Consider the following 19,531-nt stretch of genomic DNA (forward strand, 5'->3'; position numbering starts at 1 on the left):
CAACGCAACGACGGGTGGCATCGGCATGGGCGTGACGTTCCTGGTACGAAACTCCAACCCGGTCGTGGCCAGCCACCAGGTGCACGGCTTCAAGGTGCTGCCGGGCCTGACCTACATCGACCTGATCTATCAGTTCTTCAGGCGCAGCGGCCATCATTTCGCTGAACTCGAGCTGCACCACCTGGCCATCCACCAGCCCATGGTGTTGCCGGGAAACGACGACATCCTCGTCGAGATCCAGGCCCCGGAGATCCGTCCCGGCGTATGGCGGGTGCTGATCGAGGGCACGCGACAGCAGGACGGCCGGCCGGTTGCGGAAAAGGCGTGCTACGCAATGGCGGAGATGCATCGCTGCAAGGTGCGTTTCGACCCAAGTGAACACCAGACCGAACCGCCCGTGCCGCAGGGACGGCTGGATTCGGACGACATCTACGCCACGTTCCGCCCGCGTGGGCTGGTCCACAGCGGTTTCATGCAGGTGCGTGGCGTAGGATTCTCGACGCCGACCCATGCGTTCGCCGATGTCGGCTTGAGCGAGGAGGCGAAAGACAGCAACACGCAGTACATGTTCCATCCGGCCCTGCTCGACGGTGGCGTCACCTGCGCGTCGGGCATGTTGCCCGGCTCAGACATCGACGATGGTTCGCCGGGTGGCGGCCTGTACATTCCCCTTTCCTATGACGGCTTCCGGGCCACGTCGCTGGTCCGCGGACGCTGCATCGCGCGCATCGGTCATTCGACATTGCGGCGGCGAAACGACCTGTTCCTGGTCACCGTCGATTTCCTCGACGAGGGTGGTCGCAAGGTCGCCGAACTGCGCAACCTGGCTCTGAAGGCCTTGCGTCGCCAGGACGCCATCAGCGAGGCATCCGGTCGGTCCACCGGAAAGGACACTCCCATCGTCAGCCTGGCCAGTGGCACCCGCGTTCCGAAGCCGCCGGCTCCCGCGGCGAAATCGCCGGCGGCGGCCGACATGGCCAACGACGCGCCGACATCGCTGCGCGCGCTGATCGCGGGCGGCATCGCCGACCGTCTAGGGGTGTCGCCAGCCGACATCGATCCATCCGTCGGCTACTACGAGATGGGCCTGGATTCGGTTGGCCTACTTCACATTGTGAAGCTCCTCGAGGAGCGCTTCGGGATGTCGTTGTCCCCGACGCTGCTGTTCGAATACACCACGATCGACGAACTCACCGATCATCTTGTGGAGCGCTACGGCGACGTGCTCGCGTCCGTTCCGGCCCAGGCGTCGACGCCGGTCCCGGTCACGGGGGCGGAGATCGAATCGCGTGTGTCAGCGCGGGAACCGGCGCTTGACGAGCCCATCGCCATCATCGGCATGGCAGGCCGCTTCCCGCTGGCGAAGAACATCGGCGAACTCTGGCGAAACCTGAAAGCCGGCAAGGACTGCATCGCCGAGGTGCCTGCGGAGCGATGGGATTGGCATCTTTTCGACGGTATCGAAGCGATCGCCGGAAGGGAGGTGTCACGCTGGGGTGGATTCGTCGCCGATGTCGATCGGTTCGACGCCCGGTTCTTCCGCGTCACGCCTCGTGCTGCAGAAGCGATCGACCCACAGGAGCGCCTGTTCCTCGAAGTGTCCTGGGAAGCGGTCGAGGACGCGGGCTACACCCCGCGCAACCTCGTGCCCCCGCACGGCGCGGGCCAGCGCCGGCCGGTCGGCGTGTTCGCCGGGGTCATGCACAAGGATTACCTGCTTTGGCAGGCGCAGCGCCTGTTCGACGGGCAATTGCAATCGCTGGCCATGTCCAACGCCCCGATCGCCAACCGGGTTTCGTATTTCTGCAATTTCCACGGCCCCAGTGTCGTCGTCGACACGTTGTGCTCCTCGTCGCTGACGGCGGTGCACATGGCCACGGAGAGTCTTCGCCAGGGCGAATGCCAGGTTGCGCTGGCCGGTGGCGTGAACCTCTCGCTGCATCCAGGCAAATACCTCACCTTCGCCTTGCTCGGGATGCATTCCAGCGACGGCCGTTGCCGCACCTTCGGCGAGGGCGGCGACGGTTACGTGGCCGGCGAAGGCGTAGGTGTCGTGGTGCTCAAGCCCCTGGCGCGAGCCATCGAAGACAACGATCACGTCTACGCCGTGATACGCGGCTGTTCGGTCAACCACGTAGGCGCGGTGAGCGGCATCTCAGTGCCGAGCCCGGTGGCCCAGGCCGACCTGATCGCCGACTGCATGACGAAGGCAGGTGTCGATCCACGCAGCATCAGCTATGTCGAGGCCCACGGTACCGGTACCGCGCTCGGCGATCCGATCGAGATCGAGGGGCTGGGCAGGGCGTTCCGCACCGGTACCGACGCGGTCGGCTACTGCGCCATCGGTTCGATCAAATCGAACATGGGGCATACGGAATCGGCGGCGGGCATCGCAGGCATCATCAAGGTCGCGCTGCAGCTCCAACACGCGACACTCGTGCCGTCCCTGCACGGCGAGCGCCCCAATCCGCACATCGACTGGGCGACCACCCCGTTTGTCGTGCAAACGTGCACCGCGCCCTGGAACCGACCGCGCGTGGTCGTGAATGGCGAGGAGACGGTCCACCCCCGGCGCGCGGCGGTCAGTTCGTTCGGTGCCGCCGGGTCGAACGCCCACGCGATCCTCGAAGAATACGTCGAGCGCGACGACCCGTTCCGCGCACCGCCGTCCACGCCCGCCATCGTGCCGCTCTCGGCGCAGACGCCGGCGCAGGTGCGCGAGAGCGCGCAGCGCCTGCTGGCCTACCTGGCCGACGGTGACGCCGTGGCGACAGGCGACCGCCTGCATCGGCTCGCGCACACCTTGCAGCGGGGCAGGGAGTCGCACGCCCATCGCGTCGCCTTCGTCGCCGGGGATCTCGATTCGCTCCAGCGCGCGCTGCGCGCCTTTCTCGCGGAGGCGACCGAAAAACACGACGTGTTCGAGGGAGCGGTATCGCCTTCCAGGCGCGGTATCGGCGGGGTGATGTCATCGCCCGTGGGCATCCGTTCCGCGCTCGCGGAAAACCGTTACGCCGACGTGGCACGCGCGTGGGTGGCAGGCGACCTGTTGGACTGGAGTGCCATTTACGCCGATCCCGCGCCCCGCCGACTCCCGCTGCCGACCTATCCGTTCGCCGGCGAGCGCTACTGGGTCGAGGAAAGCGCACCGGCCGAGCGGCGCGCGTCTTCCACGGCCGGCGCACGACCGGTGCTTCATCCGGTCGTGCACGAGAATACGTCCAGCCTCGACGAGCAACGCTTCACCTCGCGCTTCGACGGCACGGAGTTTTTCTTTCGCGACCACGTTGTGAACGGTGCGCCCGTGCTGCCGGGCGTTGCCTACCTGGAGATGGCCCACGCCGCGCTCGCTCGCGCCATGGGCGACGCGTCGCCGGGACACTGGCGTCTGCGCAACGCGATCTGGGTACAGCCGATCGTCGCCACGGGCACCGTCGCTTCGGTGCATGTCGGGCTGCATCGCATGCCATCGGGCGAACTCGGTTGCGAGATATTCGCCGGCGAGAGCACGGAGCGGACGATCCACTTCCAGTGCGTCGCCACCCCTTGCGAGGACGCGCCGCCGCGAATCGACCTGGATGCGGTTCGCGCAGGCTGCGACGACGAACTGCCGGTGGCGGAGTGCTACGAACTCCTGGAGGCGGGCGGCCTGCGCTACGGCGAATCGTTCCGCAGCATGCGGGGGGTATGGGTAGGGAAGGATGCCGAGCAGGCGCCCATCGTGCTCGTCCGCCTCGACCTGCCCGACGTCGCGCGCCCGGAAGCGAACCGGTTCGGCCTGCATCCGTCGATCCTCGATGGCGCGTTGCAGGCCTCTCTCGGCCTGATGCGCGTGCCCGGAGACGTTTCCGCCGCGCCTGCACGGATGACGCCTTACGTACCTTATGCCCTCGACATGCTCGAGGTCTTCGCTGCGTGTCATGGCGCCGCTTACGCGGTGATCCGAAACGGCGTCGGGAGCAGCGCCGCCCTGCGCAAGCTCGAGGTAGCGCTGTGCGACGACGCGGGCAACGTGCTCGTGCGGATGCGTGGTTTCGCCGCGCGCCGGATGGAAGGCGGCGATCCCGCCGTGGCGCCGGCTGAGCCGGTCACGTTCCATGAGCGCTGGTACGAAGCGCCGATCCCGGACGGTGCGACGACGCCCGGCCGCATCGAGTGCGTGCATGCGGTGGCGACATCGCGCGAGGTGTTCGATAACGCCGCCACCACCGTGGACTTCCGCCTCCTCCCCGCGGAAACGGCGCCAGCCCCGCAGGACCTGGGCGCAGCGGACGCTCTCGTGGTCCTCTGGGCGGTGGAGCGGGCGCCCGCCCCGTCGGACATACCCGCTCTCATTGCGTTTCTGCGCGCCGCGGCGTTGGCCGATCAGCCCCCGTCACGGATCGTACTGGCCGCCTTGTGCCGCACTCCGATGGAGCGCGCGTGCGTGGATGCCTGGATCGCCCTGGTGCCTTCGCTCCGGCGGATCGCTCCCTATGCGCTTCAGATCGTCGGCACCGTGGTGGACGCGCACGCCGACACGCACGTCGCCATGCGCAGCGCGCTCGACAATGCGTTGCGCGACCTGGCCGACCCGGCGGCGGCGAGCGCGTTCCACGAGGATGGCGAGCGCCGCGTGCGGCGAATGGTGCCGACGCCCCGAACGGATACGCGACCCGTGCTGCGCGATGGCGGCACATATCTCATTACCGGCGGGCTCGGTGGCCTGGGTGGACACCTCGCCGCACATCTCGCGCGACGCTACCGGGCTACGTTACTGCTGATCGGACGATCGGCGCCCGACGCGGCCGCGCAGGCACGCATGCGCAAATGGGAAGCGCACGGCGCGAGGATCATCCACGCGCGTGCCGACGTCGCCGACATCGCGTCGTTGCGCGCGGCCATGGATGTCGCGCAGGAAAACGGCAGGCGCATCGACGGCATCTTCCACGCCGCTGGCATCGCCGCTGCCGGAAGCCTGTTCGACAGCGCGCCGGAGGATATCGCACGCGTGCTCGCCCCGAAGGTCGCGGGAACCCTGGCGCTGGAAGAAGCGTTCGCCGGGCATCCGCTCGATTTCATCTGCCACTTTTCTTCGTCGTCGGCGGTATTGGGAGATTTTGGCGCATGCGCCTATGCGGTGGCCAACCGCTTTCAGGCCGCATGCGTTGCCGCCGCGCCGGCGGGCGTACGGCGTATCGCGATCCAGTGGCCCCTGTGGCGCGACGGCGGGCTCGGCATGGGCGATGCCGAAGCGACCGCGTCGTACCTCGCGTCGAGCGGCCAGCGTGCTCTGGACACCGAGGAGGGCATCGACCTGCTCGAGCGACTTCTGGGCGAAGCGCATGGCGTGCAACTGGTGCTGGCCGGCGCCGAGAGCTCCCTGCGCCGCTTGCTGGCGTCGACGGGCGTAGCGGTGGAAACCCCTTCGGTGCGCCCGGCCACGGAGGCGCAGCCAACGCCATCGACCGATCCGCTCGCGTCCCGCATGCTGCGCTCGCTTTGCGCGTTGCTCGGCAACGCGGTGAAGCTGCCGCTGGATCGCGTTTCGGCGGAAACACCGCTGGACGATTACGGCTTCGATTCGATCCTCGCAATGCAGATGACCAACGAGCTGGAGAAGTCGTTCGGCTCGTTGCCGAAGACGCTGTTCTTCGAGCACCACGACCTCGTATCGCTCAACGGCTACCTGCTGCGCGAACATCGTCCGGCCGTGGCCCGGCTGCTCGGCGTGGCGGACATGCCCGATGCGCACGTGGCGGCCGCCGCGGCGCCGGCGCGCCCGCCACGGTCGGCGCCGTCGATCCTGGGTGGCCATGCCGCGCCCAGGTGTGGCGCGATCGAAGACGACATAGCCATCGTCGGGTTCAACGGACGGTTTCCCCAGGCCGCGGACCTCGATGCGTTCTGGCGCAACCTGCGTTCAGGTACCGACAGCATCACCGGGATACCGCCCGAACGCTGGGATCACGACGCCCGTTTCGACGCGCGCAAGGCCTTTTTCGGCAAGACCTATTGTCGATGGGGCGGTTTCCTGGACGACGTGGATGCCTTCGATCCGCTGTTCTTCAACATGACTCCAGTGGAGGCGCGGTTCACCGATCCCCAGCAGCGCCTCTACCTGGAAACGGTGTGGAACCTGCTGGAGGAAAACGGCTACACGCGCGACGCGTTGCGCGATGAACATGCCGGCAATGTGGGCGTCTACGTCGGCTCGATGTACAACCAGTACGGCGCAACGAGCGACGACGAAGGCGTCGACGCCCTCGGCACCTCTCCGCAGGCCGCCATCGCCAACCGCGTGTCTTACTTCTTCGGCCTGCACGGTCCCAGCATTGCCGTGGACACCATGTGCTCGTCGGCGTTCGCCGCCATCCACATGGCGTGCACGGACCTGCGTGCGGGCGTGTGCACACTGGCCATCGCCGGGGGCGTGAACCTGTCGCTCCATCCGAAGAAATACATCACGCTCGGGCAGGCGCAGATGCTCGCCAGCCAGGCCATCGGCCGTAGTTTCGGAAAGACGGACGGTTATCTGCCGTCCGAGGCCGTCGGTGCCGTGCTGCTCAAGCCACTGTCCGCCGCCATCGAGGACGCGGACACGATCCTTGGCGTGATCAATGGATCGGCGTTGAACCATGGCGGCCGAAGCAATGGCTATTCGGTGCCCAATCCGGACGCGCAGGCGGCCGTCATGCGGGAAGCCCTGAGGCAGGCGCGCATGTCGGCGTCGTCGATCGGTTACGTGGAAGCGGCGGCGAACGGCTCGCCCTTGGGCGATGCGATCGAAGTGGCCGCGCTGCGCACGGTCTTCTCCGGGCTGTCTGAGCACGCATGCGCGATAGGCGCGGTGAAATCGAACATCGGCCATGCCGAGGCGGCGTCGGGCATGGCCCAGCTGGCCAAGGTGCTGCTGCAGATGCGCCATGGCGAAAGGGTGCCGACGATCCAGACAGAACCACCCAATCCCGCGATCGTCCTGGAGGGCTCGCCGTTCCGCCTGCCGCGGGCCGTGGAGCCGTGGCCGCGTGAACGCACGCGGACCGCCCTGATCAATTCGTTTGGCGCGGGCGGTTCGAATGCCTGCGTGGTCGTGTCGGAGTATGAGCAGGTCTCGGCGGACGCCGTTCCGGCCGAACCGTTCGCCGATCGTTACGTGGTGATCGTCTCGGCGCGCGGCGTGGATCGGCTGCATGCCCTGGTACGCGCCCTGGCGGAGGCGGTCGACGCGGATCCACGCATGAGGATGGGCGACCTCGCCTACACGCTGCAATGCGGCCGTGAGGCGATGCCCCACCGGCTCGCACTGGTGGTGGGCGATCGCGTCGCCTTGCGTGCCGCATTCGATGCCTGGCTCGCCGGCGACAAACGGCCGGTGCCCGGTACGACCGTCTTCAGTTGCGGTCCGGCAGAGGCCGCGGACTTCCATTCGTTCACCAGCGGCAGCGCGGGAGACGCGCTGCTGGAGACGTTCCTGCGCGAAGCGGACGCGGAGAAACTGGCCATGTTCTGGGCGCGTGGCGGCAAGGTGCCCTGGGCGCGGCTGCATCCGCGTCGGCGCAGCATCGTCGCGCTACCGGGTTATCCATTCGCCAGGGAGCGTCTTTGGTTGCCATCGGCGCCGCAGGCAATCGCTCCGCCCGCCATTACGCTACCGGATGCGCCACGCCGGGTGGAAACGATCGGGTACGACGGACGCCTGGGCGTGCCGGTGCTCCATCCCCTGTTGCAGATGAACAGCTCCGACATCGGCGAGTACCGCTTCAGTAGCACGTTCTCCGGCGACGAACCCTGGGCGGTTCGAGACGAGGTGCGCGGTCTGCGGCTACTGCCCGACGTGCTGTGCCTGGAAATGCTCCGCGCCGCGGTGGAGCGTGTAGCGGGCCGTCCCGGCGATGCAGTGCGCCTGCTGGACCTGCGCTGGAACGGGCCGGTAGAGATCGCGTCCGGGCCGGTGACCGTGCACGTCGGCATGCGTCTAGCCGCAGCGGGACGACTCGATGTCGAGGTGTATTCGCTGGTAGCGGATGATGGCGACGGACCCCGGCGGACGCACCTGCGTGGCACGGCGGTGCCGGCGGAAAACTCATCCGACGAGGGCGGCGACCTCGGTCCCCGGCGCGTTGTCGCCGCGAACCGCATGCCGGCGCCGCAATGGATCGGGGTGATGCGGCGCATAGGCCTTGAATTCGGCGCGCCTTACCGGCGAAATGGCGAAGTGGCGCGCGGCGCCGACGAGGAAGGCCAGCCCTTTACCGTGGTGGACATCGACGCGTCTCCGGCCGCCACCGAGATGGATGCCGGCTTTGGCTTGCCGCCCGCGCTGGTGAACATCGCTTTGCAGGCGGCAGCCCTGCAGATCGCACGCCACGGCGACGACGAGCGCACCGTCGTGCTGCCCGCCGCGCTTGCCTGCCGGGAACTTTGGATGGGGGGCCGCGTCGCCGAGGCCCGAACTGCGTGGATACGTCGTGGCGACATGGGCGACGATCGGGCCATCGTGGTGGATATCGACCTGGTCGATGCCGCAGGCATCCGGGTCGGGCGATGCGTCGGCGTTCGCGACGCCGCCTTCGCATCATGCCGCGACGCGGAGCCCGACGGGAGCGCGACCGAGGGATACGAGATCGGGGGCACGTCGCTGCTAGCCCTGTCGCACCGCGCGGTAGTGGCGCCGCGCAACGAACTGGAGACGACCTTGCTTGACATCTGGCGCGAGGTTCTCGGCTTTTCGTCTATCGGCATCTTCGATTCCTTCCTTGATCTCGGCGGCAGCTCGCTTCTCGCCGCCCGGGTCGTTGCGATGATCGACGAGCATTACCGCGTGACCATTGAGGTGCCGGCCCTTCTGCGGCCGGAAGGGACGATCGCCCGGCTCAGCGAGCTGCTGGTGATGGAACTGGCAAGGCAGGTCGCCGCCGAAAGCGAAGGATGAAGGAAACCCGTATGTCTTCCGAACCCGATAACGTCTCCGCCTTGTCGCCCGAACAGTTGCAGGCGCTGGCGGATCGCCTGCTTAGCCAGCGACGTGGTGCGGCTGCTCCCGAGCCTGCCCGCGCGCCGGGCGTGCCCGGGCCCTTGACCTACGCGCAGGAAGCCTTGTGGCTGGTCGAACGGCTCGGCACGCAGGTCGCGGCGTACAACGAGACCGTGGCGCTGCGCATCGACGGTCCGCTCGATGCCGACGCGTTGCAGCGGGCGCTGGCGTGGACGGTGGAGCGGCACGATGCGCTGCGCATGCGCATCGTGACCGCTGCGGACGGCACCGCCTCGCAGGTCTCGGAAGCGACGCTTCCGGTGTTCGTCGAATGGGTCGACCTCGAAAATGCCGACGACGAGGCCTGCCTGCAGGCCATACGGCAGCGGGCCGAGCTTATGTTCGACCTGCGCGTCGCCCCGCTGTTTCGCGCGTCGCTATTGCGGCGGGCCACGGCGTCCCACGTCTTCGTTTGGGTGGTGCACCACATCGTCTGGGACGGCTGGTCGTCGCAGATCTTCGTCGCCGGCCTCATGGAGGCGTATGCGGCGTTCCGGGCCGGACGTTCGCCGCCACCATCTCGCGAGGCGTCGATGAGCTATGCCGAGTTCGCAGTGTGGCAGCGCGGTCGCCTCACCGCCGAGGCGTTGCAGGCGCAACGCGCGTTCTGGCGAAATTACCTGGACGGTGCGCCAGCGCTGCTGCGCCTCCCCCTCGAGTGCGAACGGCCGGCACGGCGCGATTTCCGCGGCGCCACCTACCGATTCCAGGTCCCTTCGCTGACGCTGGGCCGATTGAACGCCCTGGGGCGCGCGGCGGGCGCTACGCCGTACATGACCCTGCTCGGCGTGTTCCAGGTGTTTCTCGCGCGCCTGTGCGACACGCCGGACGTCGTGATCCGTACACCATCCTCCGGGCGAACGCATCCCCGGATCGGCGGCGTCATCGGTCTGTTCGTCAACCTGCTCGCCCTGCGCACGAGGGTCGAGGCGGGATCGTCGTTCAATGCCCACCTAGACCGCGTGCGCGAACGCGCGCTCGCAGCGTTCAGTCACCAGGATTTTCCCTACGAATGGCTGGTCGCCGAGCGCGTGGGCCGGCGCGATCTGTCCCACGAACCCATCGCGCAGGTCGATTTCGTATTACGGGACGCGCAGCGCGAGGGCGATAGCGTAGCGGGGCTGAAGATCGGCCCTGTGCAGGGCACGCCATCCGGCGCGATCAACGATCTCACCCTGATCGCGCAGCCGACGACAGGCGGCCTCGATTGCGAATTCGTCTACGCCACCCGGCTGTTCGACGCCGAAGTCATCCAGGCCTTTGCGGAGCGTTTCCTTCGGGTCGCCCGCTTCGTGGCCGAGGCGCCGGACGCACCGCTGGACCGCATCGACATGCGCCTGTCGTCCGGCGCCTCCGGGAGGCGCTATCCGCTGACCGCCATCCAGCGCCTTCGCTGGATGGATTACCGACGGCAGGGAGGGCAGGGACTCGATCCGCTCCGGGTCGTTGCGCCAGTGCCGGCCGATGTCGATCCCTCATCGCTGGAGCGGGCCGTGAATGCCGTCGCGGAAACCACGGCCGCCTTGCGCTTGGCCTTCGGCGGCAATGCGCGTGACGGCGCCTGGCAAAAGGTCCTGCCGGTGGAGCGCGTCGAAGTGCGGGTGAGCGATAGCGACGTCACCGACCTCGCGTCCGACGGCTTGGCCATGCCGGCGATTGACTGCCTGCTCGTGCTCCGGCCGGGCCACGCGTCCGAGTTGCATATTCGATTTCACCCCCTGGCGGTGGACGAAGCGCAGGCCGTGGCGATCGTGCGACGTTGCCTGGCGGCGAGCCGGGAGCCCGAAGGTGCGCCGGACGTGGATGCCGTGTCCGACGAGGCGATGCTCGTCGCAGATCTGCATGCGTCGCGCGAGGCGGCCTATGCACCCCGTATCGCGGAGGTTCCGCAGCAATGGCATGCCGACGTCCTGGAAGCCATCCCGGTGGACCCGTTGCCCGCGCAACAGGGCTTCGCCAGAGACCACGACGAACGGGAGCGATCCACTCTGGAGCGCCAGCTTTCGCCGCGCCTCGCGGCATGCATCGACGCCTGCGCCTCGAGCCTTGGACATCACCCCCACGACGTGCTCTTCGCATGGACCGTGTTGTTTCTGCACCGGATCACCGACGTGCCGCTGCTGCGCGTGGGTGTGGTGCTGCGCCAGGGTGAAGCGGATGCACCGTCGAACCGATTGCCGCGCGAGGCGCTCGTACCGGTGGTGTCCCGCAGGGACGAAACGGAGGACATGGCAAACGCGGTCCGGCGCATCGTCGCGAATCGGTCTATCGCATTCGCCGAGCTGGCGGCGGTCGCTTCGATGCAGGCTCGGCTGCCGGAGGAGCAGGGCCCCGGTTTTCGCGTCGTCGTGGATGTGCACGACTCGCCGCCCGCCGGCAGCGCCGTATCATCCGTACGTGGGCCATCGATCATCCGCATCGTGTGGCGCGGTTCCGGCGATGGTCCGGTAGTGCGGTTCGACATGGGCGGTGCATCCGCGTCGTCGTGGGACCGCGAGGCGCTGCTGGAAGCCTTCGTGCATTTCCTCGACGGCGCTGCACAACAGCGACCGACGGACTCGCCGCTTGCCCTGTCGTTACTCGGCTACGCGGCCCGTGCGCGACTGCTGGAGCGCTGCACCGGCGACATCACCAACGCCGCGTGCCTGGTCCCCGTTCACCAGCGTTTCGCCGAGCATGCGCGGCTGACTCCCGATGCCGTCGCACTACGCTCAGATGGCGAGACGCTGAGCTATCGCGAACTCAACGAGCGCGCCAATCGGTTCGCCCATTACCTCATCGAGGTGAACGCCGGTGCGCTCGTCGGCCTGTTCTTCGAGCGCTGCAGTGCGCTGGTGGTCGCCATGCTCGGCATCCTCAAGGCCGGCGCTGCCTATCTTCCGCTAGACACCGGTTCGCCCGACGCACGGCTCGAGTACTTCCTGGGCCAGTCACGACCCCGCCTCGTCGCAACGGAGGCCCGCTTCCAGGCGAAGCTGGAAGCGCTGCGCGGTGACACGCCGACATGCGTGGTCGACGCAACGGCGTTCGCGGACCGTCCGTCCACCGACCCGGCGGTCGCAATAGATGGCGCGTCGCAGGCCTACGCCATGTACACGTCCGGATCGACGGGCTTGCCCAAGTGCGTGGATATCCCGCACGCCGCGTTGCTCAACCGGCTTCGCTGGATGGAGGATGCCTACGAGATCGGGCGGCACGACCGCGTTCTGCAAAAGACGCCCTACACCTTCGACGTATCGGTGTGGGAGTTCCTGCTGCCGCTCATGTGCGGCGGGTGCTTGGTGCTCGCGCGTCCCGACGGCCACCGTGACGTCGACCATCTCCATCGGATGCTGCGCGACGAGGGCATTACGGTGACGCATTTCGTGCCGTCGATGCTGGCCGCGTTCCTCGCTCGCGTGCCTATCGTCGAGGCTCCAGCGCTGCGTCATCTCATCTGCAGCGGCGAAGCATTGTCCGCCGATCTCGCCCGTCGCCTGCTGGCCGCGCATGCCACCGCGCGGCTGCACAACCTGTATGGCCCCACGGAGGCGGCGATCGACGTCACCGCGTTCGAATGCGAACGTGGCCACGTGCCCGACCGGGTGCCCATCGGTCGGGCGATCTGGAACACGCGCATGCTCGTGCTCGACGACCGGCTCGATCCGACGCCTCCCGGTGTGCCGGGAGAGCTCTACATCGCGGGTATCGGCCTGGCCCGCGGATATCGCTATCGTCCGGATCTCACCGCCGACCGGTTCATCCCCGATCCCCATGCGGCCGAACCCGGTCAGCGCATGTATCGCACCGGCGACCTAGCGAGATGCAGCGTCGACGGTACGATCGAATACCTGGGCCGCCGCGACCACCAGGTGAAATTGCGCGGCGTGAGGATCGAACCCGGCGAGATCGAGGCCACGCTGGCCGCCCATCCGTCGGTGCGCGACGCGGTGGTCGTGGTGAAGGAATACGCGGGCGATCGGCGCCTGGTCGCCTACGTCACAGGGGTGGATGGGGAAACGATCGCGATCGATGCCTTGCGCGACCACCTCAAGGCCCACCTGCCGCCGCACATGGTGCCGACGGCGGTGGTGTGCCTCTCGTCGTTGCCGTTCTCGGCGAACGGCAAGCTCGATCGCGACGCGTTGCCGTTGCCTGAAGGACGGGACGATGGCGAGCCGACCGGAGGCGTTCCCACGGGCGAACAGGAAGAAGCACTGGCCCGCATCTGGGAAGACGTACTCGCTGTGCGTGCCGTCGGTCGTCGCGACAACTTCTTCGAGTTGGGCGGGCATTCGCTGCTCGGCATACGGGTGCTCGCGCGAGTGCACGCGGAGTTCGGCGTCGATCTCCCCTTCGGGACCCTTTTCGAATGCCGGGACCTGAGCGAACTCGCGCGGCGGATCGAAACGATCCGCTGGTCGCGCGACGCGGCGTCGTCCGCCGGGTCCGAGATTGCCAAAGAACGGGAGCGGTTCGTACTATAACTCGCGACGAAGCAGGGGAACGTCGCAGTCATGGTGGATTGGCAGGATGAGCTCGCGCGCGCCCTCGGGCGCGGCGATCCGACCGGGATGAAGACAGCGCTGGAACGCGTGCCGCACGACGTGCTGCGCGAGGGTATCCCGGTGTTCTCACGCATGGCCGAAGACGCGCTCGGCAATAACGACCTTGAGCAGGCGCTTATCTACCTCGACCAGCTCGTCGTGATCGAACCCGACGAAGTGCGCTGGCGTGCAGAACGCGCACGGGTCAACGTGCGCCTCGACGAACCCGGCGCGGTGATCGAGGACGCTTCGCGCATCGTCGCGATCGATCCCGACTCCGTTGTGGGACACCGCCTGCTGGCCGATACGTACCACAACGAGCGCGACCGTGCCGCCGCACTGGCCGCCTATCTACGCGTGCAAGCGCTCGATCCCGACGACACCGACGTCGCCGAACGCATCGGGTGGCTTCAGGAACAACTACGCAAGGACGACATCCTGCAACAGGCGCTCGACCCGGAATCGGCAGCGCCGCCCGGCGAGCCCGAACCGCTTCCTTCGGTTCCGTTCGATCCCGTCCTGCTGGTCGATCCGACAATTCCCGAATCGATGAACGCCGCCATGGTGGGTGGGCTTCGCCAGCACCTCGTCCGTTATGGCGCGCACCAGACGTCGCGCAACACCCTCGCAAGGCTGGACGACGACGGCTGGCTCGGAGCCTGGGATCAGGCGCTGCGATCGACGGCCGGCAAGCGCGTGCTCATGCATGGCAGCGAACTCGGTGTGCTGGCCCTGCGTGCCCTGGCGCACGGCGCAGCGCACGTCACCATCGTAGAGCCTTCCGCTATCGACGCGCGGATCGCTTCCGGTGTGGTGCAGAAGCACCTGCTGGCGGCCTGGCATGCCTCGCACGTCGGCGAGATCGCTGGCTGGAACGACGAGCAGCGGCGCGCATCGTTCGAAACCTTCGCCGCGCACGTGGACGTGCTGCCCGAGGACGACGCGTCCCTTCAGCCGGCGACTTACGACTGGCTCGTGATACCCGACATCGACCATACGTTGCTGGGAACGGGCATCGTGCGCATCGCCGAACGCTATCGCCGTCGCGGAGCGCCCGACCTGCGCGTGCTGCCTGGTCGCGCCCGTCTTTTCGCGATGGCGGTACAGTGGAACTATCCGGGGGCCGGCGTCGACATCCGTCCCCTGTCATCCCTTCGCTGGAGTCCCTATCCCCTCGCGGTTTCGTCGTCCGCGGACGGCTGGAGGGCGCTCACTGCGGCGACCGACCTGGGCGACATCGACCTGAACGACTTCGCGCCCGATGTGCGGACGCGCGAGCTCACGGTGACCGCCGACGGCACGGTCGAGGCGATCCTCTTCTGGTTCTCGATCCAACTGGCCGATGCGCGGATAGATACCGGCATTGACGGCGGGCTGCGCTGCCTGCGGCCCGCGGCTCACTACATCGATCCCGTCGACGTGGCAGCGGCCGAGTCATTCACGATCCGCGCACGCATCGAGGCCACGCGCCTGTCGATTGCCACGGTGCCGCCGGCACGAATGCCGCGCACGGCCATGCTGCCGTCGTGGTACGTGCCGATGGTGCTCGACGGCGCCCGCAACCAGGCCTATCACGACGCGCTCGCCTTGCGCCTTTCAGGCGCCGAAGGCACGCGCGTGCTGGACATCGGAGCCGGCTGCGGTCTGCTGTCGGTTCTGGCGGCGCAGATGGGCGCGCGCGTGCATGCCTGCGAAGTGGATACGCGTCTGGCGCGGATCGCCGGCGAGGTGGCCGCCGCCAACGGGGTGGACGAGCGGGTCGATGTGCTCGCCATGGACTGTCGCGCGCTGTCCGTGCCGGCATCCTTGCCGGAACGGGCCGAACTGGCGCTGTTCGAACTGTTTGATTGCAGCCTTATCGGCGAGGGAGTACTGCATTTCCTGGCGCATGCGCGGGAGCACCTGCTCACGGACGGCGCCAACTATCTCCCGATGGCGGGACGCCTGCGCGCGATGCTCGTCGAGTATCGGCTCGATCGCATACTGGACATCGACGTCAACCTCCTCAATCCCTACCGTTTCACGGCCGAGTTCGCCAACGTCGATGACCGCGAGATCGACTACCGGCCGCTGAGCGAACCGTTCGACGTGTTCGCCTTCGATTTCGCCCGGGCCGAGCCGTCCCCTCAGGAGCAGGAGCTAGACCTCGTCGCGAAGGCCGACGGCATCGCAGGCGCGGTGCTATTCTGGTTCGACTTGGAAATGACGCCCGGACGGTGGCTCTCGAACGAACCCGGTCAGAGTCCGGGCTATCACTGGAAGCAGGGGTTGCAGTTCCTTCCCGAGGTGCGAGTGGCGAAGGACGACGCGTTGCCGCTCATCGCGCGTCACAACGGAAGTTCGCTGATGTTCCGCTGGCGGCAGGACGCCGTGCCGCCTGACGCGTTCTCGGCGCTACCCCGCTTCGATCCGCGCGTGTTCCAGCAGGCGAGCGAGCTGCAGGCCCAGACCGCCGATCTTTTCCAACACTGCAGGTCCGATCCGGCCGAATACCGACGGGTGGCGGAGCTCGCGCAACGCTTCGCGGTCGACCCGGCTGCACATGGCATCGATCCGCGCATCGCGGAACGGTTCGTCGCGAAATTTCTGCCCTCCAGCGATTGAGCAATGGCCGAGGCGGACGCCGGGCCGACGGTGCCCATCCTCTACGGTTCGTTGCCATCGCGCACGTTCCGCTGCCTGTGGATGCTCGAAGAGCTGGGTTTGGCGTACGAGTGGGTAGGCGCCAGCGCGGACGACATGAAATCCGACGCGTACCTGGCGCTGAATCCGAATGGACGGATGCCCGTATTGCGCGATGGCGCGGTGGTGGTATGGGAGTCGATCGCGATCAATCTCTACCTGGCGATGAAGAACGGTGGCCCGCTTTGGCCGACGGCGTTGGCGCAGCAGGCGAGCGTTCTGCAATGGAGCTTATGGGCCGTGAGCGACGTCGAGCCCCATGTAGTCGCGGCGCTTGCGGATAGCACGGGGCTAGCCGCAGAGCATGACAAGCGTCTCGCCACGCCGCTGAGCGTGCTCGATCGTGCGCTCGCGCGCTCCCGCTTCCTGCTCGGCCCTGCGTTCACCGCGGCGGACGTGAACGTGGCCGGTATCCTCAGTTCGGTCCACGCCACATCGATCGACCTGGCGGCGTTCCCGGATGTACGCCGCTGGCTGGCGCAATGCATCGGTCGCCCCTGGCCGAGCCGATTTTTCACCGCGCCTCCCGAAGCGGCCGCGTCGCCCCCGGGCATGTCGCATCCATCCTCCGGCTGAGTCTCTATGCAACCACTCAAGACGATCTTCATGTTCTCCGGGCAGGGCTCGCAGTACTACCGCATGGGCGAACCGCTCTACCAGGGCAACGAGGTGTTCCGGCACTGGATGGACCGCCTCGACGCGCATGCCCTTGCGCTGTGCGGTACCTCGATCGTTCGCATGATCTACGATCCGGCCCGTTCGCGATCGGACCCGTTCGCGCGCACGCCCCTCAGCGGCCTGGCGATCTTCATGGTCGAGTACGCGATGGCGAAGGCCCTGGAGGCCGCTCACGTACACGCCGACCTCACCCTGGGCGCCAGCCTGGGCAGTTACGCGGCAGCGGCCGTGGCCGGCGCGATCACACCGGAGGACGCGCTGGCGGCGATCCTGCGCCAGTCTCGGATCATGGAACAGCATTGCCCGCCGGGCGGCATGCTCGCCATCGTCGCCGACCCGACACTGTACGACACGCCGGAGATCGCCACGCGCGCCGAGCTGGCGGCGGTGAACTTTTCCTCGCATTTCGTGGTGGCCGGACTGGACGCTGCGCTGGACGAGGTCGAGCGTTTCCTCGACGCACGCACGGTGCCCTACCAGCGGTTACCGGTGACACACGCGTTTCATTCGCGCTGGATCGACGCGGCCCGCCAGCCGCTACGGTGGTGTTTCGATGGGCTACCCATGGGGCCGGCCCGCATGCCGGTCGTATGCTGCGCCAAGGCCATCAACTACGAAACGCTGCCGGAAGATTTCTTCTGGCACGTTGTTCGCGATCCCATCGCCTTTGCGGCCGCCGTCCAGCGACTGGAGGCACGCGAGTCCTTCCATTACCTCGACGTCGGTCCCTCCGGCACGCTCGCCACGTTCCTGAACTACCTGCTGCCAGCCGGCTCGGCGTCGCGCATCGGCAAGGTGCTTTCGCCCCTGGGAGGCGAACTGAAGAGCTTCGGCTTTGTTACCGCGGGTTGAGTGAAGCATCGCGGGAGCGGCGCAGCGGCACGAGCGACAGCGTTGCCTCACCGCCCGGCAACGCGAGGCGCGCATGGATGCGCGTGACGGCGTCGCCGCGCCGCTGGAGGCAAAGTGCGACGAGGCAGTCGTCGATCGGGTGCCATTGCCAGAATTCCCATCGGGCCGGGTCGTCGGACAGGGCCGGGTCGATCGCCAGTGCAATGGCATCGTCGGTGGGATACGAGAAGGCGAAAGCGTCGAGGGGCAGGGAAAGACCCATCCCCCTCGCCTTGATGTACGACTCCTTCAACGTCCAGTACTCGTAGAAGCGGCGCGGACGCGCCGCGGCATCGATCTTGGCGAGCGCGCCGACCTCTTCGATCGAGAAGAAGCGGTCGGCGACGTCCAGCGGCGCGGCGCGATGGCGAACGTTCTCCACGTCGACGCCGAGGTCGACGTCCCGCGCAATGGCGAGGACGATGAGGCCCCGCGTGTGCGACAGGTTGAATGACAACGTGCAGGCCTCGCCGTGATGCGGGTCGATCGCGGGGCGTCCGTAGGCGTTGGACACGAAGCGCCACGCGCCCGGATTCACCGGTGCGTACCGTGACAGGCTGTTGCGCAGCAGGGCGCGGGTGACTCGGTGGCGCAGACGATCGTCCTCGAAGTGGAAACGTTCCGTCCTCGCCTTTTCCTCGTCGGTCATGACGGCTTCGCACTTGGCGCTGGACAAGGGATCGCCGAATTGTGGATAGCGAGCCATCCACAGGTGCACTTCGCCGGGCAGGAGCGGCTCCATGGTCACTCCGCGACGATCTGGACCAGGAGTTTAGCGGCGATGTGATCTTCGTAAGGATAGCCGAAGGCGTTATTGACGTAAGTCACCCCGTCGATGCTTTTCGCCCTGTTGAGATGGCTGTGGCCGTAGACGTGCGTGTCGGCGCCCAGGCGACGGAGCTGGGCGTCGAGATGGATCGACCCGAGCACGGGAAAGAGCATGCGCACCGGGCCGGGGACGGAGGCCGGCATGAGGTCGATGCGTGGCAGGAAGTGCGAGAACGTCACGACGCGTTTCGCGCCGGACGGCGGCTCGCTCGGGTTCATGGCCGCGAAGCGCTCGCTGACGTCGTTCGCCCGGATGCCCTCGGGCCAGCGGCATGCCGCGAAATCCATCCAGGTGGATTGCAGGGCCTCGTCGGGCTCGCCGAAGGAGTAGTCGTACCAGCTCAGCAGGGGGATGACGTGGAGGCCTGCGTGCTCGAAGGGCCGCATGCTTGCGCCAGCATCGTTCACACAGGCGGTCACGTCGTCGAACTTCTCCCAGGATGTCTTGCCCGGCGCGTCGCGCATCACCCAGAGATCGTGGTTGCCGGGCACGAATAACACCTGCCGGAAACGCCGCGCGAACTCGGCGATGCACCACGAGAGCAGGTCGAGCCGATCGGTGACATCGCCGGCCAGGATGAGCAGGTCGTGGCGGTAATCGACGATGGAGAGGCGTTGGACCCAGTGCGCGTTGACCTCGTAATCCACGTGGATATCCGACAATGCAAACACTCGCATGGCAAGGCGGTCTGGAGGCACGGCAAACCGCCGCCAGAAGCACTCTAGCATGTGCCCGCCACGCCGCAGCCGACGGCCTGGATCAGGGTTGCGGCCCCCAGGGGGAATCTGCAATCATCGCTCCGGGGTTTGGATTTTCCTGGGTGCGCAACGGAATTCGCGCCGTCCATCGCTCGCATGCGGGTTCAGTTACGAAAGCACGTGCATAACCGGCCGTCCGGGATCTTCACGA

7 protein-coding genes are annotated in these 19,531 nt (G+C 67.3%); 5 read left to right on the top strand and 2 right to left on the bottom strand.

Going from position 1 to position 19,531, the window contains the following annotated elements:
- The first annotated feature begins 25 nt into the window (after positions 1-25).
- From AC1PLS_RS10740 to AC1PLS_RS10760, 5 genes are read left to right on the top strand one after another with little or no spacing between them, the layout of a single operon-like run.
- The gene (locus AC1PLS_RS10740) at positions 26-8,914 is read left to right on the top strand and encodes an SDR family NAD(P)-dependent oxidoreductase (protein WP_481104465.1); all 8,889 of its coding nucleotides are present in this window, start codon (positions 26-28) and stop codon (positions 8,912-8,914) included.
- 11 nt (positions 8,915-8,925) lie between these two features.
- Complete coding sequence (locus AC1PLS_RS10745; RefSeq protein ID WP_184435079.1) at positions 8,926-13,482, top strand: non-ribosomal peptide synthetase; 4,557 nt, start codon at positions 8,926-8,928, stop codon at positions 13,480-13,482.
- A 30-nt stretch (positions 13,483-13,512) separates the two neighbouring features.
- The gene (locus AC1PLS_RS10750) at positions 13,513-16,146 is read left to right on the top strand and encodes a 50S ribosomal protein L11 methyltransferase (RefSeq protein ID WP_184435077.1); all 2,634 of its coding nucleotides are present in this window, start codon (positions 13,513-13,515) and stop codon (positions 16,144-16,146) included.
- 3 nt (positions 16,147-16,149) lie between these two features.
- A complete protein-coding gene (locus AC1PLS_RS10755; RefSeq protein ID WP_184435075.1) occupies positions 16,150-16,800 on the top strand; it encodes a glutathione S-transferase family protein in 651 nt (216 codons plus the stop codon).
- A 6-nt stretch (positions 16,801-16,806) separates the two neighbouring features.
- Entirely contained in the window at positions 16,807-17,754 is a 948-nt protein-coding gene (locus tag AC1PLS_RS10760; protein ID WP_184435073.1) for an acyltransferase domain-containing protein, read from the top strand.
- On the opposite strand, the gene AC1PLS_RS10765 is transcribed toward AC1PLS_RS10760, so the two are convergent.
- Together AC1PLS_RS10765 and AC1PLS_RS10770 are read right to left on the bottom strand one after the other, a co-directional pair.
- Positions 17,741-18,535 (bottom strand): 4'-phosphopantetheinyl transferase family protein, encoded by a 795-nt coding sequence (locus AC1PLS_RS10765; protein ID WP_184435071.1) that lies wholly within the window; start codon positions 18,533-18,535, stop codon positions 17,741-17,743. The genes AC1PLS_RS10760 and AC1PLS_RS10765 overlap by 14 nt on opposite strands.
- A gap of 2 nt (positions 18,536-18,537) precedes the next feature.
- Complete coding sequence (locus AC1PLS_RS10770; protein WP_221237874.1) at positions 18,538-19,269, bottom strand: metallophosphoesterase; 732 nt, start codon at positions 19,267-19,269, stop codon at positions 18,538-18,540.
- Positions 19,270-19,531: the final 262 nt, after the last annotated feature.

This window comes from Xanthomonas sp. NCPPB 3218 (genome assembly GCF_056725185.1).